This is a genomic window from Thermogutta sp., from assembly GCF_014359955.1.
In the GTDB taxonomy this organism is placed as follows: Bacteria; Planctomycetota; Planctomycetia; order Pirellulales; family Thermoguttaceae; genus Thermogutta.
Genome location: NZ_JACIYL010000635.1, coordinates 1 through 2638 on the forward strand (window position 1 = coordinate 1; position 2638 = coordinate 2638).

Genomic DNA, 2638 nt, shown 5'->3' on the forward strand with positions numbered 1-2638 from the left:
TCGTGACCCCGGAGTCAATGTTTTCTTCGACAACCATACGGCGGAGGGCGACGTCGGTTTTGAGGACCCATCCCAGCACCGCTTTGGACTGAAACCCGACGCCAAACCTTTCCAGTGGTTTCACTTCCGGGCCATTCCCTTCGACGAAATCGGACTGTATCCCAGCCCGGTCCGCGCAACGTGGCCGGTGGAGCACAGTGTTTCGCCGAAATATGTACCCGAGTAAACTTGAAGCGAGTACAACCGCCCGGCAACTTACGAGAGCACGGCTCAAAGAAAGGAGTGCACCTATGTCCACGCACACAACCCGACGGGAGTTTCTCGCACAGACTGCTGTTGTAACTGTAGGCGGACTACTCGGCGTTTCCAGCACCGTCCGCGCTCTTGGGGAAGAGTCCTCTGTGGCAACGCCACCCCCTGTGCCGCGCTGGCGGGGATTCAATCTGCTTGATTTCTTCCAAGCCATGTGGCGCCCGGTGGAAGGCGATTTCGTCAAGGTCGAGCCCGTACCCGAAGAGGATTGCCGATTGATCGCAGAGCTGGGTTTCGACTTTGTGCGGCTGCCAATGGACTACTGGCTGTGGATCGATTCGGATTGGCCGAAAACGAAAAAGCTCCGCCCGGACGATCTTTTCAAGATCCGAGAAGCAACCCTGGAAAAAATCGATCAGTCGATCGAGACCTGTCGCAAGTACGGCCTGCATGTTAACTTGAATTTTCATCGTGCCCCCGGCTACTGTATCAACGATCCAGAGCGGGAACCGCTCAGTTTGTGGAAGGACAAAACCGCCCAGGAAGCGTTTCTCCACCACTGGACCGTGTTTGCCAAGCGGTATCGTGGAATCTCTGCGAAGGAGCTCAGCTTCAACCTGGTGAATGAGGCTCCGACTCCACGTCCGGGCTATATGACGGCGGAAGATTATTGCCGCATCATGGGCCAGGCTATTGAGGCCATTCGCAAAATCTCACCGGACCGGTTGATCTTTGTGGACGGCCTCAATGTAGGCACAAAAGTGGTGGACTGCCTTATCTCTACCGGTGCGCCGCAAAGTGTCCACGCATATTATCCGGCCCAGATCAGCCACTACCGGGCGTCCTGGGTTGATCGAGATTCCAAATTCCCAGAACCCACCTGGCCGATCAAGAATCCGGACGGCTCCATCCGCATCGGCCGACAGCAACTGGAAGAGCATTTCGCCCCCTGGGGTGAGCTGCGACGAAAAGGCATCGGGGTTCACTGTGGTGAAACCGGCTGCTTCAATCGCACACCCCATAACGTGTTCCTTGCCTGGATGGAGGATGTGCTCGACATCCTCAAGGGACACAACATCGGGTGGGCGCTGTGGAACTTCCGCGGCTCTTTCGGGGTACTGGACTCCGGCCGGAAAGACGTGGACTACGAAGATTTTCACGGCCACAAGCTGGACCGGAAATTGCTGACCCTGCTGCAAAGGTACTGACCAGATCGAAAAGGACGGCGCAACCAGCCTTTGTCCGACACAGGTTCCTGAGAATTGGGCGACGCGACTTTACCCAATGTATCGAGCTGAGCGATTGTTCTGAAAACGTCGGATACCGCAAGCGAAACAGTCAGGAAGCCGCTACTTCGGCGGCTTCTTTTCTTTTTCCGGCCACTCAACCTTCAACTTGTAACCCATGATTTACTGAAAGACCGAGATAGCGATCTGCCAACCGCCGAGTGTCACCAGTCAGCGGGTAGACCGCTCCATGGACGCTGGTGGACACGGAGGAACATCCCGATGAGCACCATGACGATTCCCGATCAGGTGATCCCATTACCGGGAGATCCACGGCTGGCCCATGCGCTGGTGGCTGCCGTGGAAGACGCGCTGAGCATGTGCGGGGCGAGAGCCCGACTGGTGGGAATCACGGCAGTACCTACCCACGAACCCGGCACAATCACGGGCGTGTTAGGAGTGCACGGAAAGGCGACAGGATTCCTCATTTTGAACGTTTGCGAACCCGTAGCCAAGGCACTGACGTCCGGATTCCTCCAGGAAGAAGTGGACGCCCTCAACAGCCAGGTTGTGGATACAGTTGGCGAACTGACGAATCTGGTGGCCGGAGGGTTGAAAAAGCGGGTGGCGGACACTCCCTGGGCGTTTCAATCGGTGACCGTTCCCTCAGTCATCATCGGCCACAATTACCAGATCGCCTACGCCAAGGGTATCACTTATCTCGCCGCTACGTTTGAGCAAGAGAACGCGGATGCCCTGTTTCTGGACCAACGGCTGTTTCAGGCAGCCGTGTCGCTCATTCGCGTGTAGGCAGCTTCCGCCAGCCAAAAAACAAAAAATTCGTCGCCCCTCAATGCCGCCCGAAGGCCGAGTCCGCCCCGTGGGGGATCCGGACCTTGGCCCCGGCCAAACCTCGCGGCTCGAAGCCGATCGGCCGAGACAGTACGGAGATGTTTTTCTCTTGTTTGGCACGGCGATTGCAACATCAGAAGTTGCTCGCGCGTGAGTTGGCCTCGCCGCGTGAGCCGGGACAGAGAAGAGGTTTTTCATCCCCAACAGGGGCCGGCAGACAGAAGAGGCCAACGAAGCGGACCGGGACCGTCGGGCTCCCCCCCAACACGCGATGCTCTCCTCCGCAACGACGAGGAACCCACCCGACG

3 protein-coding genes are annotated in these 2638 nt (G+C 57.7%); all 3 read left to right on the plus strand.

Annotation, left to right across the window (positions count from 1 at the left end):
* Positions 1-226: hypothetical protein (locus tag H5U08_RS15270; protein WP_297034944.1), on the plus strand; the 226-nt coding region annotated here is incomplete at its 5' end.
* A gap of 64 nt (positions 227-290) precedes the next feature.
* The gene (locus H5U08_RS15275) at positions 291-1460 is read left to right on the plus strand and encodes a cellulase family glycosylhydrolase (RefSeq protein ID WP_297034947.1); all 1170 of its coding nucleotides are present in this window, start codon (positions 291-293) and stop codon (positions 1458-1460) included.
* A 300-nt stretch (positions 1461-1760) separates the two neighbouring features.
* Positions 1761-2288, plus strand: a complete 528-nt coding sequence (locus tag H5U08_RS15280; RefSeq protein ID WP_297034949.1) for a chemotaxis protein CheX — start codon at positions 1761-1763, stop codon at positions 2286-2288.
* Positions 2289-2638: the final 350 nt, after the last annotated feature.